Below are 18991 nucleotides of genomic sequence, written 5' to 3'. Positions count from 1 at the left end.
GCGCAGCGTTGATTTTGACCTGTGGGAACGCGCTCCCCCGCGCCTTCCCCACCGACACGGACCTTGGCCATGGCTCATTTGCAGCAAACCGTCGCCCTCGCCCCTGCCTGCGAACCGCGCAAAAGCGCCATTGGTGGACTCAGCCCGCAACGCGAACGACAGGTCAAACAATTGATCCTCGAGCGCTTGGGCGAAAGCCTTGAGGTGACCGAACTGGCCCGCGCCTGTTCGCTGTCACGCAGCCATTTCTCCCGCGCCTTCAAGTGCAGCACCGGAGTGTCACCGCAGGACTGGATCCGCACCCAGCGCCTCGCCCGCGCCAAGCTGCTGATCCAGCACACCGACCTGAGCCTGACGCAGATCAGCCTGGAATGCGGCTTCTGTGATCAGGCGCATTTCTGCCACATGTTCACCCGCAGTGAAGGCATCAACCCGTTCGCCTGGCGCTGTCAGGCCATGCGTGAATTGAAGACCCACCGCCCACAACCTGCCCGGTTTTGACGTTCGCTTCTGCGCCAGCCGTTGCGCTGACGCCCAAACCTGAGGATTATGCCGGGACACCCCGGATCAGAAGGCCTGCGCGCGCGCCCGGCCCTGATTCGTCTTGTCCGCCGCATCACCGCAGGAGCGAGCTGTTGAGTCTTTCCCCGAATCAGGCCATCGGTTTCGGCCCCTATCGGATTGATCCTGTTCAGCGTTTGGTGCTCGAAGGCGAGCAACCCTTGCGGCTGGGCCGTCGGGCAATGGACATCCTGTTGACGCTGCTCGCGCATGCCGGGGAAGTGCTGAGCAAGCAGCAACTGATGGCGGCGGTGTGGCCGGACAGCGTGGTCGAAGAGATCAACCTGCGTGTGCACATGGCGGCGCTGCGCAAGGCGCTTGGCGATGGGCAGGCCGGCCAGCGCTATATCGTGACCGTGGCGCAACGCGGCTACAGTTTCGTCGCGCCGATTCTTTCGCAAGCCATTGAACAACGCACAGTCGCCAACGCGGCCGGGCACAACCTGCCGCTGCGCCGCACGCGGATGATCGGACGCCAGGCGCTGGTCGACAATTTGATGGCGCAACTGCCGCGCCAGCGCTGCATCACGCTGGTCGGCCCCGGCGGTATCGGCAAAACCACCGTGGCCCTGCGCGTCGCCGAGCAATTGATCGGTCAGTATCGCGACGGCATTCGGCTGGTGGATCTGGCACCGCTCAATGATCCTCGATTGATCTGCTCGCACGTGGCTGCCCTGCTCGATCTGACGTCGGTCGACAATGATCCACTGGCAAGTCTGGTCAGTGGTCTGGGCCAACGCCAGATGTTGCTGGTGATCGACAACTGCGAACACTTGATCGATGCCGTCGCGGCACTCAGCGAAAGCGTGCTGCGCGGGGCGCCGAAGGTGCATATCCTCGCCACCAGCCGTGAAAGCCTGCGCGCAGAAGGCGAATATGTGCAGCGTCTGGATTCCCTCGATTACCCGTCAACGGCGACTGTGCTGGATCGCCAACAGGCACTGACGTTTTCTGCCGTGCAACTGTTCGCCGAACGGGCCACGGCGGCACAGGAAAATTTCGAATTAGGCGACGCTCAGTTGCCCTTGGCGATTGAAATCTGCCATCGGCTGGACGGTATTCCCCTCGCACTGGAACTGGCGGCGGCGCAGGTCGCCGAGTTGGGGCTGGAGGGTTTGCTGAGCCAGTTGCAGGGGCGTCTGCCGCCCTTGGCACCGGGTAATCAGACCAGCCTGGAGCGGCATCTGACCCTGCGCGCCACGCTGGACTGGAGCTTCAATCTGCTCAACCGCTGTGAGCAGACCGGCCTGCGCCGTTTGAGTGTGTTTCGTGGCGGCTTCACTCTGGAATCTGCGGCGGCGGTGATTGTTGGCCCGCAGATCGAACCCGGGGCGGTGTTTGCTTCGATCACGCAGTTGGTCGCCAAGTCGCTGCTCAGCGTGGAGGTCGGTGATGAAGAGGTGTTCTACCGTCTGCTCGACACCACGCGCCGCTATGCCCTGGAAAAACTCGAACAGGCTGCCGAACTGACTGAAACCCGCGAACGCCATGCCGAACGCTGTCTGGCGTTGATGCATCTGGCGCAGGCGGACTGGGAAAACACCCCGACCACGCTGTGGATCGAGCGCTACGCCCGAGGTCTGGAAGATTTGCGCGCAGCACTGGATTGGTGTTTGAACGATGAAGGACCGGACGACCTGGGGATTCGCCTGACGGCAGCCTCGGCGCCGCTCTGGCAGGAGCTGTCGCTGCTCAAGGAGTACGGCGGCTACGTGCGCCAGGCCTTGCGTCTGCTGGAAGGTATTCAGCCACCCTGCCCGCACCTGAACATTGCGCTGCAACTGGCCCTCGGTAGCGCTTGCTATCACACGTGGGGCGGCACCCCGGAAACCGTTGAAGCGTTCGTCAAGGCTCACGCACTGGCAGAAACACATGGCGATGTCGCCGGGCAATTGCGCGCGGTGTCCGGACACATGGCGGTCAACCTCAGTTGCGGGCATTACCGCAAGGCGCTGGCACAGAGCGAACACTTCGACCGGCTCGGCACTCACGGCGATCCGTTGTTGTCCCTGAGCACCCACCGGTTGCGGGTGCTGGCGTTGCATTACGCCGGCGACCAGCCGCAGGCCCGCGAGCACGCCGAACAGGTGATCGAGCGCATGGCCCACAGCGGCCACCTCAATCGGTTTACCCATGGCTTTGGCGTGCAATACGACCAGAGCGTTGCCTCGCTGACGGTGCTGGCGCGGGTGCTGTGGCTGCAAGGTTTCCCCGAGCAGGCCTGGAAAACCGCGCGGCAGGCGCTGGACATCGCCGTGCAGATCAACCACGGCACGTCGATCTGTTACACGCTGGCGCTGGCCACGTGCCTGATCGCTCATTACAACGGTGACCAGCAGAACGCCCGCGCACTGGTGCAGCTGCTGCTAGAGCAATCGCAGAAGCATTCGGTGCTGCTGTTCCATACGTGGGCGCGGCATTACGCGCAGGTGATCGATGCCGAAAACGCTGGACCGGTGCAGGCACAGGACAGTGGCTTGATCCGGGAAATCATGGTCACGCTGGATGACCGGTTCGTCGACGAGGCGCTGGTCGAACGAGCGCGAAGTGGCGAAGCGGGTTGGAGCACGGCGGAGATTTTGCGGGCGCAGGCGGATCGGCTGGTGGCTTTGGATCGGGACAGTCCGCCAGGCCCCCATCGCTGGCAAGCCAGCTCCCACAGGGTTTTGAAGTGCGCTGAGGATTTGGGCTCTACCGCAAATCATTGTGGGAGCTTGCTTGCCAGCTCCCACAGGATTGTGAGGTGTTCCGAAGACTTGGATTCAACTGCAAATCACTGTGGGAGCTTGCTTGCCAGCTCCCACAGGATTGTGAGGTGTTCCGAAGACTTGGATTCAACTGCAAATCACTGTGGGAGCTGGCTTGCCAGCGATGGCGTCAGTTCAGCTAGCGATAACCTTGAGACAGCAGAGAAGATCCTCCAGCAAGCCCTGTCCATCGCCCGCTCCCAAGGCGCGCTGGCCTGGGAGTTGCGCACCGCCACTTCACTGGCGCAACTGTGGCAACGGCAACATCGCTATCGCGAAGCGCTCGACCTGCTGACGCCGATCTATCAACGTTTCACCGAAGGCTACGCGACCCCTGACTTGCGCACAGTGCGCAGGCTGCTGGATGATTTAAACCGCCAGCTGAAGCTCTGAAGCGCGGCTTTTATAACGCGCATAGCGCTGCTCGACATCTGTCCGTTCCGCAGGTGAACACCATTGCTCGCGAGCGTAACTGCGCGTGGTATTGAGCATCCGGTAACGCGCCAATCCACTGCCCCGCTCGACACAGAGCAACGACTTGGCGACCAGTTGCCCAACCACGGCCACCAGCACTTGCGGCGGCAGATCGGTAGAGGTGACAACGGCCAATGCTTGATCCAGCGTGAAGGTTTTGGGGAACACCGAGAGCCGCTGCAGAGCCAGTTTTTCCGTGTCATTGAGGTATTGATAACCCCAGTCCAGCGCAGCCTTGAGCGTCTGGTGACGCGGCACGGCGGTGCGTCGGCCATGGCTGAGCAACTGCAGACAATTGCCCAGTTGCGCCTGCAACCCGACCAGCGCCAACGCATCAATCTGCGTCACCGCCAATTCAATCGCCAAAGGCAAACCATCGAGCCGCCGGCAAATATCGCAGACCGCTTTGAGATCCTGTTCACGCAGCATGAACCCCTGCTGACGGGTGCGTGCGCGGCTGACGAACAACTGCACCGCCGAGTAACTCATCGCCTCTTCGACACTGATCAACTCGGACGATTTTGGCACCGTGAGCGGCCGCAACGGCTGCAGCGTTTCCAGGTTGACCTGCAACGCCTCGCGGCTGGTTGCCAGTACCGACAGGCGCGGTGCGGCGTCGAGCAAGTGTTGCACCAGCGCCTGACAGCGTTCGCGCAAGTGTTCGCAGTTATCCAGCACCAACAAGGCATGGCGCTGCGTGAGTGTGGCGAAATCGGTTTGAAGGGTGTTGAGCACGGCTTCGAGCAGTGGCGTGCTGTCGTCGAACGAGGCCAGATCGACCCGCCATACACCATCGCAAAAATGCTCCAGCAACAGTTCGGCCACGCGCAGTGCCACGGTGGTTTTGCCCACGCCCGCCGGGCCCGTGATTGTCATCATCCGGCACAGTGGCAGTTGCCGCACCAGGCTGCCGACCAGCGCATCACGGCCGGTGACCGGTGTCAGTCGGGCGGGCAAGTTGTGTTGCGGCGCGTGCAGGTGCTCGAAAACCAATAGCGCCGTGCTGTCGTAATGCACCGGCGCAATGAAGCTGTAACCGCATTGCGGCACGTTGACGATGTAACGCTGACCGTTTTCGCCGTCGCGCAATGCACGGCGCAACGCAGCGATGTGCACACGCAAGTTGATCTCTTCGACCACTGACGTCGGCCAGACCAGGGCGATCAACTGCTCTTTGCTGACCACTCGCCCGGCGCGTTCGACCAGCACTTGCAGAATGTCCAGCGCACGGCCGCCCATGCGCAATTGCCGATCCCCGTCGAGGATCAACCGCTGGCGCAAATGAAACGCGTAAGGGCCGAAACGCAGCACCGACGCCGGGTTCAAATCGTGATGGCTGTTCATGCCAAGTATCTTGGCAGTCTCAGGTGACGGAACAACCACCACGCAGGGCGCAGCACGGACATCCGGGTGCGCCAGACGGACAGAACCGCTCTAGCTGAACTGTTCGCGGTACTGTGCGGGGGTCAGGCCGAGCTTTTCGGCGAACAGCGAACGCATGTGCCGCACGCTGCCAAAGCCACTTTTGTAGGCCACGGTTTTCAGCGGCAGATCGCTGGTTTCGAGAAGGTTTCGCGCACAGTCGATGCGCGCACTTTGCAGGAACTCCATCGGGGTCATGTTGACGTCACGGGCGAACACTCGCGCGAAGTGTCGCGCACTCATATTCGCCAGAGCCGCCATGCGCTCGACGGTGAAGGCTTCGTCAAGGTGTTCCAGAACATGGTTCTGCACCCGCGTGATGGGCGTTTCCTGCGGGGCCACGGCAGCCATCAATGGGCTGAACTGCGCCTGACCGCCCTGACGTTTCATCACCACCAGCAGCACCTTGGCCACGTCCTGCGCCAGTTTCTTGCCGTGATCCCGGGCAATCACGGCCAGTGCCAGGTCAATCCCGGCGGTGACTCCCCCCGAGGTGATCAGATTACGATCCTCGACGAAAATCTGATCGGTCGCGACACTGGCCTTGGGGAAACCTTTGATCAAACGCTCGGTGTAGTTCCAGTGCGTGGTCACGCGATAGCCGTCGAGCAATCCGGCATGCCCCAGCACGAAAGCGCCGGTGCAGATCGAGCCGTAGCAAGTCGCACGCTGCACCGCGCCGGGCAGCCAGGCGAACAACTGCGGAAATCTTTCGTTGTAGGCGCCCGGCCCGCCTGGCACCAGCAGCAAGTCATAGTGATCATTGGCGTCATCAATGTACCGGTCGGCCTGGACTCGCACGCCGTTGGAAGCGCGCAACGGCCCCTGCTCGGTGCCAAGGGTGACCAGTTGATAGTGCAAATCGGCTTGCAAGAAACGGTTGGCCACCGAAAACACTTCCATCGGCCCGGCCATGTCGAGCAGCAGAAAATCGGGGAACAGCACCATTGCCACGGTTTTCATGGGAACCATCACTGAGATCAAAAAAGTTAAACGCTTCAGACAGGCTGAACATTATGGCCAAGTGAAACGATGCCAGGGCAAGAAAATGCGTGAACAGCGCCGCAAAACTGTCAACCTGATCAGGACAGTCTTTCAATTTCCATCTACTTATTGTGCAGCGAGGTAAACAGTAACCTTCTCCTCACTCGGACGAATTCACGTCCCGCCAGGAGATTTCATCATGCTGACCCTTCGCAAAGCCTCCGATCGTGGCCTCGCCAATCATGGCTGGTTGAAGTCGTTCCACACCTTTTCTTTCGCCAGCTACCGCGACCCTCGTGAGCAGGGTTTCTCCGACCTGCTGGTGATCAATGATGACCGCGTAGCGGCCGGCAAAGGTTTTGGCCAGCACCCGCATCGCGACATGGAGATTTTCTCCTACGTGCTCGAAGGTGCGCTGGAACACAAGGACACCCTGGGCACCGGTTCCGTCATCCGCCCTGGCGACGTGCAACTGATGAGCGCCGGCAGCGGCGTGGCGCACAGTGAGTTCAACCACTCGGCGAGCAAGCCAGTGCACTTCCTACAAATCTGGATCGTGCCGGAAGTCAGCGGTGCCAAACCGCGTTACCAGCAGGAGCATTTCAGCGCGCAGAAAAAACGCGGTCGTCTGCAACTGATCATCTCGCCGGAAGGCAGTCACGGATCGCTGAAAGTTCGTCAGGATGCGCGGGTTTATGCCGGGCTGTTCGACGGCAAGGAAAGCGCCACCCTGGAACTGCCAGCCAACCGCTACGCCTATGTGCATGTAGCACGGGGCAGTGTCGAACTGAACGGCGAGCAATTGCGCGAAGGTGACGGGGTGCGGGTTCGTGAAGAACAGGCACTGACCTTGAGCAATGGCGTGGATGCCGAAGTGCTGGTGTTTGACTTGCGGCCCCAGGAGTTGCCGCAGATGCCATGATGCAGCTTGTTAACGCCCACAAAAAACGGCCTTCACTGAAGGCCGTTTTTTTATTGCGGCGATATAGGCAATGAAAACTCGAAGGGATTGGGTACGCTGAACTCCTTGCCCGCCTGAATCGCTGCCAGTGTCGTTTGCATCGCGACATACATGTTGGCCTGGTTGGCATAGTAAGCACCGACAACGATCGCCACGATGCCAACCAACTGCACGGCGGTGGCCGCCCAGACATTGGCCTTTACCGTAGCGCCTTGCCTGGCTGCCTCCTCGGTTCTCCTGGCCGTCTCTCGCATTTCTCTTGAAAGCAGGTCATAACGTTTGTCTCGTTCGATGTGACATTTGTCCCGCTCAGCCTGAGCGACGAGAAACGCATCGATTCTTGCCGACACTTCACACACCCGGGTATCGATTTTTGTCGATACCTCGCTGATCCGAGCATCCATCCGCGCCTCGATGGTCTCGATCCTGGCATTGAACTCTTCGCGTCTGATGTCACTCATGGCTTGGCTATTCCGACTTTCGCTTGACGTGTCACACACTGGATTTTGAAGCACTTCCCTGACGTTCAATTCGACACCTTTTGGGTTACCGAGACCTTCCGTGGCCATTGGCGTCAACGATATATTTGTCCCCGCAGACCCACAAGCCAGCGGATTCTGACCCGGATGTAGGCCGTTTCGTCAGACCTTGTAGCCCTGCCAAAACCGCCCTTGCGCCTACTCGTTCTCCAGTACAAACGCCTCGACGATCTGCTCGATCACCGCCCGCACCCGTGCGGTATGGCGCAAATCCGCATGGGTCACCAGCCACACTTCATAAGGCTCTGGCCGGGTTCGCTCTGGCCAGAGCCTGACCAGACCGTCACGCTCGCCCATGTACACCGGGATTTCTCCGACGCCCAGACCTGCCGCTATTGAGCGGCGTACCAACAGACTGGAACTGAGACTGGCGACGATTCGCCCGCGATTCATTGGCTCAGAGACCAGCGTCAGATCCTTTTTATTCTGCAGATACGGTTGATAGACCACCAGATCATGGCCTTCAAACGCCGTGCCCGGCTCCGGCGCGCCATTGCTATCGACATACGCCTGAGCTGCGAAAAGTCCTACGGGCCAACGGGCAATTCGCCGGGCGATCAAATCTGGATTGTCCGGCCGCGTATTGCGCACCGCGATATCCGCCTCACGCTTGGCCAGGCTGAGAATTTGCGTAGAGGCATCGAGTTGCACCTGGACCTGGGGATGCTGCTCATGCAGGCGAGCCATGGCCGGAATCAGGAAATCGATGGCCAGCGAATCGGTGGTGCTGACCCGCACACTGCCTGTCAGGCGATCATCGAGCCCCTGGATCTGCCGCTCAAGTTCCAGTGCTGAATGTTCCATTTTCTCGACATTCTTCAGCGCCGCCTCGCCCACCGCCGTCAACGCGTAGCCGTCGGAGGTACGCAGAAACAACGTCGCGCCGAGGGACTTTTCCAGCGCGCTGATCCGCCGCCCGACAGTCGCCTGATCCACATTCAGAACACGCGCGGCCCCGCGCAGTGTCGACGCGCGGCAAACCGCGAGAAACACCCGAGCATCATCCCAATTCACTCTGCCTCCTGGTGATGCAATTACGCATCACAACAATGAAAATTCGCTGCATAAACGCAGCAACGATAGCCGATATGCTGGGCGCCATAAACCTTCCTCGGAAACGTCAATATCATGCGCACTCAAACTACCGGTGCTCTCTGGCTGCCGATCTTCGCCGGGCTCTGCGCCAGCCTGGTCAGCATCGGACTGGCACGCTTTGCCTACACGCCACTGATTCCCGCGCTGATTCAGGCGCAGTGGTTTTCTGCCAACGATGTGGTGTATCTCGGCGCGGCCAATCTGATTGGCTACTTGATCGGCGCCCTGCTCGGCCGTCCGATGGCGCGTCATCTCGGCAACAAAAACGCCCTGCGCCTGATGATGCTGGTGGTGACTGCGGCGTTTTTCGCTTGTGCGTATCCGTTGTCCGTGAGCTGGTTCTTCGGCTGGCGCTTGCTGTCCGGCATCGCTGGCGGTGCAATCATGGTGCTGGTCGCGGCGACGGTACTGCCGCATGTTCCGCCGGCGCGTAAAGGGTTGGCCAGTGGCGCGATTTTCCTTGGCATCGGCCTCGGCATTGCCGGTTCCGGCACGATTGTGCCGCCCCTGTTGAGTCTCGGTCTGCAAGCCACCTGGTTCGGGCTCGGAGCCATCGCGCTGTTGCTCACAGCGGTGAGCTGGTTTGGCTGGCCCGCTGATCTGCCGGCGCCGATTGTTGCGCAAAACACCATGATTGCACCGACACCTGCCGGCGTTTATGTGTTGTTCGCCCAATACGCCTTTATGGCCGCTGGACTGGTGCCGGCCATGGTCTTCCTCGTGGATTACGTGGCGCGCGGCCTCGGCGCCGGGGCTCACGTCGGCGCGCTGGTCTGGGTGATGTACGGCTTGGGCGCAATTGTCGGCCCGGTGAGTTATGGCTTTCTCGCCGACAAGCTCGGCGCACGCTTGAGCATCCGTTTGGTGCTGGTGATTCAGGCGATTGCCCTCGGGCTGTTGGCGGTTTCCCAATCATTCTTGGCGCTGGCGTTGCTCGCGGTGATTCTCGGCTCGTTCCCGCCGGGCATCGTGCCGCTGGCGTTGGCGCGGGTGCATGAACTGGTGCCGGAGCACGCTCGCCAGCAAATCGCCTGGAGCCGCGCCACGGTATCGTTTGCCACGTTTCAGGCGCTGGCCGGGTTCGGCTATTCGGCGCTGTTCAACGCCAACGGTGGCCACCACGCGATGCTGTTCATCATTGCCTGCGGCGCGATTGGCGTGGCATTGCTCCTGGAACAAGCCATGAACATCTGGGCACGCATAAACCAAGATGGGAGCGAGCCTGCTCGCGAAAGCGCTTTATCTGACAACCCTGCGCTAACCGTCCCGGCGCCTTCGCGAGCAAGCTCGCTCCCACACGGTTATCGGGATTGACCTGAATTTATCGAGGGATGCACGACTCCCATCTACACACACTTTTATCAGGAGCAAGCACTATGTCCTTACCCCACGAAATGACCCGCATCGAAATCACCGAACCCGGTGGCCCCGAGGTTCTGCAAGCCAAGCGCGTGCCGCTGCCCGACGTCGCCGAGGGCGAAGTGCTGATCCACGTGCACGCCGCCGGGATCAATCGCCCGGACGCCCTGCAACGCGCCGGTAAATACCCGATGAAACCGGGCATGAACCCGATTCCCGGCCTGGAAGTTGCCGGGGTGGTTGTGGCCCTTGGCGACGGCGTCAGCCAGTTCGCCGTCGGTGACCGCGTCTGCGCGCTGACCAATGGTGGCGGTTACGCCGAATACGCCGCCGTGCCGGCCGGCCAGACGCTGCCGATTCCGCAGGGAATCGACTGGGTGCAAGCCGCCGCGATTCCGGAGACGTTTTTTACCGTGTGGGCCAACCTGTTTGGCCTCGGTGGCGCCAGCAAAGGCCAGCGCGCGTTGATTCACGGCGGCACCAGCGGCATCGGCACCACCGCCCTGATGCTTTGCCGCGAATTCGGTATCGAGGCCTTTGCTACCGCTGGCAGCCCCGACAAATGCGCAGCAATCAGCAAGCTCGGTGGTCAGCCGATCAACTACCGCGAAGAAGAGTTCGCCAAAGTCATCGCCGATAAAACCGATGGTCAGGGCGTGAATGTGATTCTCGACATCATGGGCGGCTCTTATCTCAACGATAACGTCAGTGCTCTGGCGATGGACGGGAGGCTGGTGATGCTCGGTTTCCTTGGCGGCGCGAAGGCCAACGACTTTGATCTATTAGCGATGATGGCCAAACGTGCCGTTATTACTGGATCGTTGCTACGGGCCCGCACAGCTGCGGAAAAGGCCGAGATTGCCGACCAACTTCTCAAGCACGTATGGCCAGCGCTGGCTGCCGGACGCTGCCTGCCACTCATCGACAAGGTCTACCCGCTCGCCGACGCCACCCAGGCCCATGCGCACATGGAGGCCGGCGACCATATCGGCAAGATCGTGTTGAAGGTCAGTTGAGTTGTTGCAGCATTTTGTAATCGTTGCGCCGTTACGGTGGTCGAAAATGTCACGCGAAGGCCAAGGCATCTGGTAAAAAGCGTTCTTTGCCCGACCTTTGGTGAAACGTTTAATGTTCCTTGCCTTCATGACCCGTCTGCGTCGCCGCCGCTTGGCGTTCGCCTTCATGGCTGCGCTGATTATCGGCGTGCCGACGAGTTGTGCCGTACTCGAACACACCGAACGCAAGCTGCTGTTTCGCATTGAACCGGGCACGGCCGGCTGGTATCGCGGCCTGCCCGGCAGCGTGCAGGAACTCGATCTGCAACCGAAGAGTTTCAAGGCCGGACAAAACATCCATGCCTGGTGGTGGCCGGCGGAAAAACCCAATGCCCCGGCCATCCTGTATCTGCACGGCGTACGCTGGAATCTCACCGGACAGCTGTTCCGCATCGAACAACTGCGCGCAGCGGGCTATTCGGTGCTGGCCATCGATTACCGTGGCTTCGGCCAGAGCAAGGGTGATCTGCCGTCCGAAAGCAGCGTTTACGAAGATGCGCGGGTGGCTTGGGAACGCTTCAAGTTGCTGCAGCCCGACCCGAGCAAACGACTGATCTATGGCCATTCACTCGGTGGCGCTGTGGCGATCGATCTGGCTGCAGAGCTGGGCCAGGATGCTGCGCGTAAAAATGTACCACTGCCGGTGCGGGGTCTGGTGATCGAGTCGACCTTCACGTCCCTGGCCGATGTTGCCGCCGCTGTAGCCGATACGTCGTTGCCGGTGCGTTGGTTGCTGTCGCAGAAATTTGATTCCATCGACAAAATCGCTGACATCCATATGCCCTTGCTGGTGGTGCACGGTCTGGCTGACGCCTTCGTGCCGCCGCGCTTCAGCGAGCAGTTGTTCAACGCCGCTCAGCAACCCAAACGCTTGTTGCTGGTACCCGGTGCCACGCACAACAACAGCATGGCGCTCGGCGGGCAGAACTATCGCAAGGCGCTCGACAGCTTGATGCACAGCAAACCACCGCCTCGGGTGGCCGGGCCTGCGACCGTTCGCAGCGCGCGGGACACCTAGCGGTAGCCACGCGCCTGCAAATCGAACAGTTGTGCGTAATGCCCGGCAGCGGCGATGAGTTGCTCGTGGCCACCCTGCTCGAGAATTCGCCCCTGTTGCAGCACGATGATGTGGTCGGCATTGCGCACGCTGGAAAACCGATGGGAAATCAGCAGCGTCATGCGCGCTTCGCTGTGTTGGCTGAAATGCTCGAACACCGCCGCCTCCGCCGCGGGGTCGAGGGCCGAAGTTGGCTCATCAAGGATAAGAAGGTCGGCATCACGGCGCATGTACGCGCGGGACAAGGCAATCTTCTGCCACTGCCCTCCGGACAATTCCTGGCCACCGGCAAACCAGCGTCCCAACTGCGTGGCATAACCCTTGTCGAGCCCTTCGATAAAGGGTGCCGCCATGCCTTGGATAGCAGCCTCCTGCCACCTTTGTTGATCGTTGAATGCCAAAGTATCGCCGACGCCGATATTTTCGCCGACGCTGAACTGGTAGCGGATGTAATCCTGAAAAATCACGCCAATGCGCCGACGCAACGCGGTTTCCTGCCAGTCCTGCAAATCGCTGCCGTCGAGCAGAATGCGCCCTTGATCGGGACGGTAGAGCCGGGTCAGCAGTTTGATCAGCGTGGTCTTGCCAGAACCGTTCTCGCCGACCAGCGCCATGCTCTGGCCCGGCAGCAGTTGCAGGTCGATGTTTTCCAGGGCCGGTCGACTGGCTCCGGGATAACGGAAACCGACGTTTTCGAAGCGCAAACCATCGCCCGGGAGGGCTCCGACCGTCAGGTGGCCGGCATCGACCTGCACTGGCTCGGCCAGATATTCATAAAGACTGGTCAGGTAGAGGCCGTCTTCGTAAAGGCCGCTGATTGCACTCAGACTGCTGCTCACCGCGCTTTGGCCTTGCTTGAACAGCACCAGATACATGGTCATCTGGCCGAGGCTGATCTGGCCATGCACGGCATCGATCACCACCCAGGCATAGGCCAGGTAAAATGCCGCAGTGCCGAGCAGGCCGAGGCCAAAACCCCAGCCATCGCGCCGTAACGTCAGGCGCCGGTCTTCGGCATACAACTTGGCAAACGTGTCGCGGTAGCGTTGCAGCAACAGTGGGGCAAAACCGAACAGCTTGACCTCTTTGATATAGGTTTCGTGGGACAGCAAGGTTTCGATGTAGCTCTGCTGCCGGCTCTCCGGCGCGCGGCGGGTGAACAGGCGAAAGGCGTCACCGGAAAAATGCGCCTCGGCAAAGAACACCGGCAACGCACCGACCACCAGCAACACCAGCGCCCACGGGGAAAAGTGCACCAACAGCACACCGAAGCTGATCAGCATGATCAGGTTCTGGATCAAGCCCAGCGACTTCATGACCAGCGCCAGAGGGCGGGTCGAAGCCTCGCGACGCACGCGCACGAGTTTGTCGTAGAACTCGGAGTTCTCGAACTGCACCAGTGACAGGGTCTGCGCTTTCTGCAAAATCAGCGTATTGACCTTCTGCCCCAGCTGCACCCGCAATAGCGACTGCTGCACCGAGAGCGCCCGCTGTGTGCCGGACAACAGCGCCAACACCCCAGCTTCCAGCAACACATAACGCAACACCGGCCACAGCGGCGCACTGCCGTGTTGCGCGTGTAACTGCATGGCTGCCACCACGGCGTCGACAATTCGCTGCCCCAACCATGCCGCCAGTGCCGGTAGCAAACCGGCCACCAGCGTTGCCAGCACCAGCCCCAGAAACAAACCTCGCGACGTCCCCCAGACCAAGCGCAAGGCGCGCTGCGCCTGATCGAACAAGGAGGTGAAACGCGATAGATCGGGCATGGGGCGCAGGGCTCGGCTGGTGATGACGGTAGGTCATGGTACTCCAGCGCCCTGTGTGAATTTCACACGGTGAGGGTTCCTCGGCCGGATGCTGTGCTAAGTCCTGCGTTTTTCAGAACAAAACCGTCTGGGAAGCTTTGCCCTTTCCGGCGTCCAACGCTCTGCTATGTTTTAACCGCCCAATGCGGAACCCGGCGACCACCCGCCACGCTCCGCGCCCGACTGCCTGGGAGCACAGACATGAGAATCAACCCGTACCTGATCTTCAACGGCGACTGCCGCGAGGCTTTCACTTTTTACGAGCAAGCGCTGCAAGGAACACTCGAGGCGATGATGACCTTCGGCGAAACGCCCGCCGCCGAGCATGTCCCCAAAGAGCACCATCATCTGGTCATCCACACCTGCCTGAAAGTCGGCGATCAAATGATCATGGCCTCGGACACCACGCCCGACCGGCCGACTCAAGGCATGAGCGGATGCTCGATCTCGCTCAACGTCGACAGCATTGCCGAGGCCGAACGTGTATTCAACGCGCTGGCCAAGGACGGTCGCGTCGACATGCCGCTGGAAGCGACCTTCTGGGCCGCACGCTTCGGCATGCTGGTGGATCGTTTTGGGGTGTCGTGGATGGTCAATTGCGAGAGTGAAAAATAAACCTGACTTTGCGTCAGGCAAAAAAAGGACAGTGGAATCTCATGATGAAATTCACTGTCCTGTACATCGATCAGTTCGCGCTGACGGCAACCCGCAACCGGTCTGTGCCCTCCTCCCGGCAATCGATGCGAACCGGTAAAAACTGCTTGATCACCGAGATATTGCTGCGCAGATGATCGGTCATTCGCGGAGTCGTGAACGACCCGCCACCGGCCAGCGCCATCGGTAGCAGCAATTGATCGGCAAGGTGCTCGGCCACCGCGGCACCGCTGCGCAACCAGTCGGTCGCCTGATTGATTGCGGCATCGGCAACCGTTTCTGCGCGTAGTGACACTTGGCCGAACGCGCTGAACACTTCGGTCAGATGCTCGAAAACATACTCGAGCAGCAATACGTTGCCCGGTCCGCGTGCCGGATCGAGCGTCACATGTTGCAGCGCCGCAGGCGGCAGGCCCAAACGCTTGGCGACGTGGTTGAGCTCACGCTGGGCAACGGTCGATGCAAGCCCGGCGGTCAACGCAAAAGCGTGTTGCGAAATCGCCTCGCCGCGTTCACACAAGTCCAGTCGAGTCAGGCTCGACGGCTGCACGTTCACCTCGATTTCACCGCCGCCTGCCGGGACAAAGCCATGCCGCAACAGGTCCAGTTCAACCTGGGCGCCCATGCGGCGCAACAGCGGCAACCAACTGCGAACGAGGAAATCCGTCGGAGGTGCCAACGGGTTATGCGTGCCACCGGAGATCCTCACACGACTCGCTTGCGGTGCCCGCCACAGCGCCGGCAACAACGTCTGCAACACCAACGTGCAACTGCCGGCCGTGCCGATGGCGAACTGAAAGTCGCCACCGCGAATCGCACCGGGCTCAAAGCTCAAGGCTTGCGAACCCAACTCTGCGCCGCAGACTTTTGCCCCACACACTTCGGCTGCGGCCATCACCGCCGTCAGGTGCTGACGCAGCAATCCCGGACGACTGCGTCTGGCGCGAATCTGTTTAATGCGGAACGCCCGGCCCGTCACCATCGACAGGCTCAAGGCACTGCGCAACACCTGGCCGCCACCCATGGCGCCGTCCAGCTCTATCACTTCCTGTTTCATTTCAATCCTTATGCGTTGATGCACGCGAGTTCTTCCCGCACCCGCGCGCGCATCGTGCTGCACAGCGGGTGGCGCTCTTTCAATGTCATGATTTGCTCTACTTTTATCCTTTGACGCACACCACCTGACGCAAGGTGTGCAGCACTTCCACCAGCTCACGCTGGGCGTGCATGACTTTGTCGATGTCCTTGTAGGCCATCGGAATTTCGTCGATCACCGATTCGTCCTTGCGGCACTCGACATGGGCAGTGGCACGAATCTGATCTTCGACGGTGAAGGTGTTCTTCGCCTTGGTCCGACTCATGGTGCGGCCGGCGCCGTGGCTGCAGGAACTGAACGACTCTTCGTTGCCCAGGCCGCGCACGATGAAACTCTTGGCACCCATCGAGCCTGGAATGATCCCCAACTCGCCCTTCTTCGCCGACACCGCGCCTTTGCGAGTGACCAGCACTTCTTCGCCAAAATGCCGTTCTTTCTGCACATAGTTGTGGTGGCAGTTGACCGCCTCCAGCGCCACTTCAAACGGCTTGCGAATAATCTGCCGTGTCGCCTGAATCACCGCGCGCATCATCAGTTCACGGTTTTGCCTGGCGAAGTCCTGCGCCCACCCCACCGCTTCTACATAATCATCAAAGTGCTGGCTGCCTTCTTCGAAGTAGGCCAGGTCACGGTCCGGCAGGTTGGCGATGTGCTGACGCATGTCCGCCTGAGCCATCTGGATGAAGAGGTTGCCAATGGCGTTACCGACGCCACGTGAACCGCTGTGCAACATGAACCAGACCCGGTTGGCTTCATCCAGACACACCTCGATGAAGTGGTTGCCGCTGCCAAGCGTCCCAAGATGTCCGCGATTGTTGGTGTTGGCCAGTTTCGGGTACTTGTCGGTGATCAACTTGAACCGTGGTTGCAGCCCTACCCAGGCTTGATCGGCTTGTTGCGGGATTTCGTCCCAGGCGCCCTTGTCGCGCCGCGAACGAGTCGAACTGCGGCCATGGGGCACCGCTTGCTCGATGGCGCTGCGCAGACCGTGCAGGTTATCCGGCAGATCGGCGGCCGTCAGCGACGTGCGTGCGGCGATCATGCCGCAACCGATATCGACGCCGACCGCCGCCGGAATGATCGCGCCGACTGTCGGGATCACGCTGCCGATGGTCGAGCCCTTGCCCAGGTGCACGTCCGGCATGACCGCCAGATGTTTGAAGATGAACGGCATTTTCGCGGTGTTCATCAACTGCTCGCGGGCCTCTTTTTCGACCGGCACGCCTTCGGTCCAGAGTTTGATCGGTTTGCCGTTAGCGACTTCGAGCAGTTGGTAAGTGTGTTCTTTCATTTTTCTATTCTTTATTCATTGGCCAGTGATGGGCGTTATTGCGCAATGCTGTGTTGTCATGTTCGCTGGGAAAAGTATTGCAGCCGCTGTGCCAGCTTTTTATTTTCCAACGAAATTATTTATATCTTCTTGATTTAAAAGCATTTTCTTGATTTTTATGAATTCCGGCAAAGCATCGGCGACAAAAAATTCAGAACAGATTTATCATTGGCTATCGTTTTTTATCCCTTGAGATAAACATGCCAAACAAGCGCACTGTAGCCATCGGTTTTATCGGCGCCACCCTCGATCGTGTCGGCAAGGGCGCCAACCGCTGGAGCCACTGGCGCCCGAGCGTGGGCTTATGCCAACAGCCGGATGTATTGATCAACAGACTGGAGTTGATTCACGGTATCGACGCCCGCGACGTCAGCCTCGCCGAACGAGTTCGCGCAGATATCCAGCAGGTTTCTCCCGACACCGAAGTGCGCCTGCATCCGATGGCATTGCGCAATCCCTGGGATTTCGAAGAGGTGTATGGGGCGCTGCACGACTTCACCGCGGCCTACGCTTTCGACACCGACCGCGAGGATTATCTCGTCCACATCACCACCGGCACCCACGTTGCGCAAATCTGCTGGTTTTTGCTCACAGAGGCGCGCTACCTGCCAGCGCGCTTGATCCAGACCTCCCCCGCCAAGCGCAAAAGCGAAGACGCTCACGCCACCGGCACTCACGCCCTGATCGACCTCGACCTGTCCCGTTACGATCGCATCGCCTCGCGCTTCGCCACCAAACGCCTTGAAGGTCTGGAGTTCCTGAAATCCGGTATTGCCACGCGCAACGCCGCGTTCAATCGCTCCATTGAGCAGATCGAACGTGTGGCAGTGCGCTCGAAAGCACCGATGCTGCTGATTGGCCCGACCGGTGCCGGCAAATCCTTCCTCGCCCGACGCATCTTTGAACTCAAGCGCAGTCGCCATCAGATGCAGGGGCGCTTTGTCGAAGTGAACTGCGCTACTTTGCGCGGCGACGGCGCGATGTCCGCATTGTTTGGCCATGTCAAAGGTGCTTTCACCGGCGCACAGAACGCCCGCGACGGTCTGTTGCGCGCAGCCGATGCCGGCATGCTGTTCCTGGACGAAATTGGCGAACTGGGTGCGGACGAACAGGCCATGCTGCTCAAGGCGATTGAAGAAAAACGCTTCTTCCCGCTGGGTTCGGACAAGGAAGTCGACAGCGATTTCCTGATCATCGCCGGCACCCACCGCGATTTACGCAGCCGTGTCGCCGACGGGCTGTTCCGCGAAGACTTGTACGCACGCATAAACCTGTGGACGTTCGACTTGCCCGGCCTGGCCGGTCGCCGCGAGGACATCGAACCCAACATCGACTTTGAACTGCAGCGCCATGCCCGCGAACACGGACAGTGTGTGCGATTCAACCTGGAGGCACGCCGACGCTATCTCACCTTCGCCAGTTCCCGTGAGGCGGCATGGCTGGGTAATTTCCGGGAACTGTCAGCGTCGATTACGCGGATGGCAACCCTGGCGGACAACGGGCGGATTGATGAAGCGCAGGTGCAAGAGGAAATTGACCGTCTGCGCTACGCATGGGGTTTGGGCCAGCCAGACAGCAGTGCCGAGGTGTTACCGGGAGACGGCGACAGCCTGGATCTGTTTGACCGCTTGCAACTCAAGGCCGTGCTCGAGGTTTGCCGTCAGGCGGAGAGTTTATCGGACGCTGGCCGCCGCTTGTTTGGCGTGTCGCGCCAGGCCAAGGCCAAACCCAATGATGCGGATCGCTTGCGCAAGTATCTTGGGCGCTTCGGGATTGAATGGAGCCACGTGACGAAACGCTAGGCTCGGGCATAGAAAAGCCCAACCGTTTCGGATTGGGCTTTTGGCAT

Annotated in this window: 15 protein-coding genes; 8 read left to right on the top strand and 7 right to left on the bottom strand. The window is 60.3% G+C overall.

What is annotated here, in order from left to right:
- The first annotated feature begins 69 nt into the window (after window positions 1-69).
- Both AC3Y64_RS10455 and AC3Y64_RS10450 read left to right on the top strand, forming a co-directional pair.
- Window positions 70-501: a helix-turn-helix domain-containing protein gene (locus AC3Y64_RS10455; RefSeq protein WP_489987357.1), complete on the top strand. Its 432-nt coding sequence runs from the start codon at window positions 70-72 to the stop codon at window positions 499-501.
- 134 nt (window positions 502-635) lie between these two features.
- Entirely contained in the window at window positions 636-3701 is a 3066-nt protein-coding gene (locus tag AC3Y64_RS10450; protein WP_489987356.1) for an ATP-binding protein, read from the top strand.
- Here AC3Y64_RS10450 and AC3Y64_RS10445 read toward each other — a convergent pair.
- A complete protein-coding gene (locus AC3Y64_RS10445) occupies window positions 3678-5126 on the bottom strand; it encodes an ATP-binding protein (protein ID WP_489987355.1) in 1449 nt (482 codons plus the stop codon). The genes AC3Y64_RS10450 and AC3Y64_RS10445 overlap by 24 nt on opposite strands.
- Before the next feature lie 90 nt (window positions 5127-5216).
- The gene (locus AC3Y64_RS10440) at window positions 5217-6167 is read right to left on the bottom strand and encodes a GlxA family transcriptional regulator (RefSeq protein ID WP_489987354.1); all 951 of its coding nucleotides are present in this window, start codon (window positions 6165-6167) and stop codon (window positions 5217-5219) included.
- Between the two features lie 220 nt (window positions 6168-6387).
- Between AC3Y64_RS10440 and AC3Y64_RS10435 the strand changes: the two genes are divergently transcribed.
- Window positions 6388-7110 carry a pirin family protein gene (locus AC3Y64_RS10435; RefSeq protein ID WP_489987353.1) on the top strand — a complete coding sequence of 241 codons (723 nt, stop codon included), beginning with the start codon at window positions 6388-6390 and terminating at the stop codon, window positions 7108-7110.
- Between the two features lie 50 nt (window positions 7111-7160).
- Here AC3Y64_RS10435 and AC3Y64_RS10430 read toward each other — a convergent pair whose 3' ends face one another.
- Together AC3Y64_RS10430 and AC3Y64_RS10425 are read right to left on the bottom strand one after the other, a co-directional pair.
- A complete protein-coding gene (locus AC3Y64_RS10430; RefSeq protein WP_489987352.1) occupies window positions 7161-7610 on the bottom strand; it encodes a hypothetical protein in 450 nt (149 codons plus the stop codon).
- Window positions 7611-7826: 216 nt separating this feature from the next.
- Window positions 7827-8702 (bottom strand): LysR family transcriptional regulator, encoded by an 876-nt coding sequence (locus AC3Y64_RS10425; protein ID WP_489987351.1) that lies wholly within the window; start codon window positions 8700-8702, stop codon window positions 7827-7829.
- A gap of 114 nt (window positions 8703-8816) precedes the next feature.
- Here AC3Y64_RS10425 and AC3Y64_RS10420 point away from each other — a divergent pair, with 114 nt between their 5' ends.
- From AC3Y64_RS10420 to AC3Y64_RS10410, 3 genes are all read left to right on the top strand, one after another.
- On the top strand, window positions 8817-10097 hold the full coding sequence (locus AC3Y64_RS10420) for a YbfB/YjiJ family MFS transporter (RefSeq protein ID WP_489987350.1): 1281 nt from the start codon (window positions 8817-8819) through the stop codon (window positions 10095-10097).
- Window positions 10098-10159: 62 nt separating this feature from the next.
- Window positions 10160-11158 carry an NAD(P)H-quinone oxidoreductase gene (locus AC3Y64_RS10415; protein ID WP_489987349.1) on the top strand — a complete coding sequence of 333 codons (999 nt, stop codon included), beginning with the start codon at window positions 10160-10162 and terminating at the stop codon, window positions 11156-11158.
- A 112-nt stretch (window positions 11159-11270) separates the two neighbouring features.
- A complete protein-coding gene (locus AC3Y64_RS10410; RefSeq protein WP_489987348.1) occupies window positions 11271-12215 on the top strand; it encodes an alpha/beta hydrolase in 945 nt (314 codons plus the stop codon).
- On the opposite strand, the gene AC3Y64_RS10405 is transcribed toward AC3Y64_RS10410, so the two are convergent.
- Complete coding sequence (locus AC3Y64_RS10405; protein ID WP_489987347.1) at window positions 12212-14023, bottom strand: ABC transporter ATP-binding protein; 1812 nt, start codon at window positions 14021-14023, stop codon at window positions 12212-12214. The genes AC3Y64_RS10410 and AC3Y64_RS10405 overlap by 4 nt on opposite strands.
- 240 nt (window positions 14024-14263) lie before the next feature.
- Here AC3Y64_RS10405 and AC3Y64_RS10400 point away from each other — a divergent pair, with 240 nt between their 5' ends.
- Entirely contained in the window at window positions 14264-14677 is a 414-nt protein-coding gene (locus AC3Y64_RS10400) for a VOC family protein (protein WP_489987346.1), read from the top strand.
- Between the two features lie 70 nt (window positions 14678-14747).
- On the opposite strand, the gene rtcA is transcribed toward AC3Y64_RS10400, so the two are convergent.
- Entirely contained in the window at window positions 14748-15773 is a 1026-nt protein-coding gene (gene rtcA, locus AC3Y64_RS10395; protein ID WP_489987345.1) for an RNA 3'-terminal phosphate cyclase, read from the bottom strand.
- A gap of 103 nt (window positions 15774-15876) precedes the next feature.
- Window positions 15877-17103 carry an RtcB family protein gene (locus tag AC3Y64_RS10390; protein ID WP_489987344.1) on the bottom strand — a complete coding sequence of 409 codons (1227 nt, stop codon included), beginning with the start codon at window positions 17101-17103 and terminating at the stop codon, window positions 15877-15879.
- 239 nt (window positions 17104-17342) lie between these two features.
- On the opposite strand from AC3Y64_RS10390, the gene rtcR reads away from it, so the two are divergent.
- Window positions 17343-18944 (top strand): RNA repair transcriptional activator RtcR, encoded by a 1602-nt coding sequence (gene rtcR / locus AC3Y64_RS10385; protein ID WP_489987343.1) that lies wholly within the window; start codon window positions 17343-17345, stop codon window positions 18942-18944.
- Window positions 18945-18991 lie beyond the last annotated feature (47 nt).

This window comes from Pseudomonas sp. 4CAES_32.4 (assembly GCF_058136335.1).
Note: the sequence above shows the minus strand (reverse complement) of the source record. Positions and strands in the feature narration are given on the sequence as shown.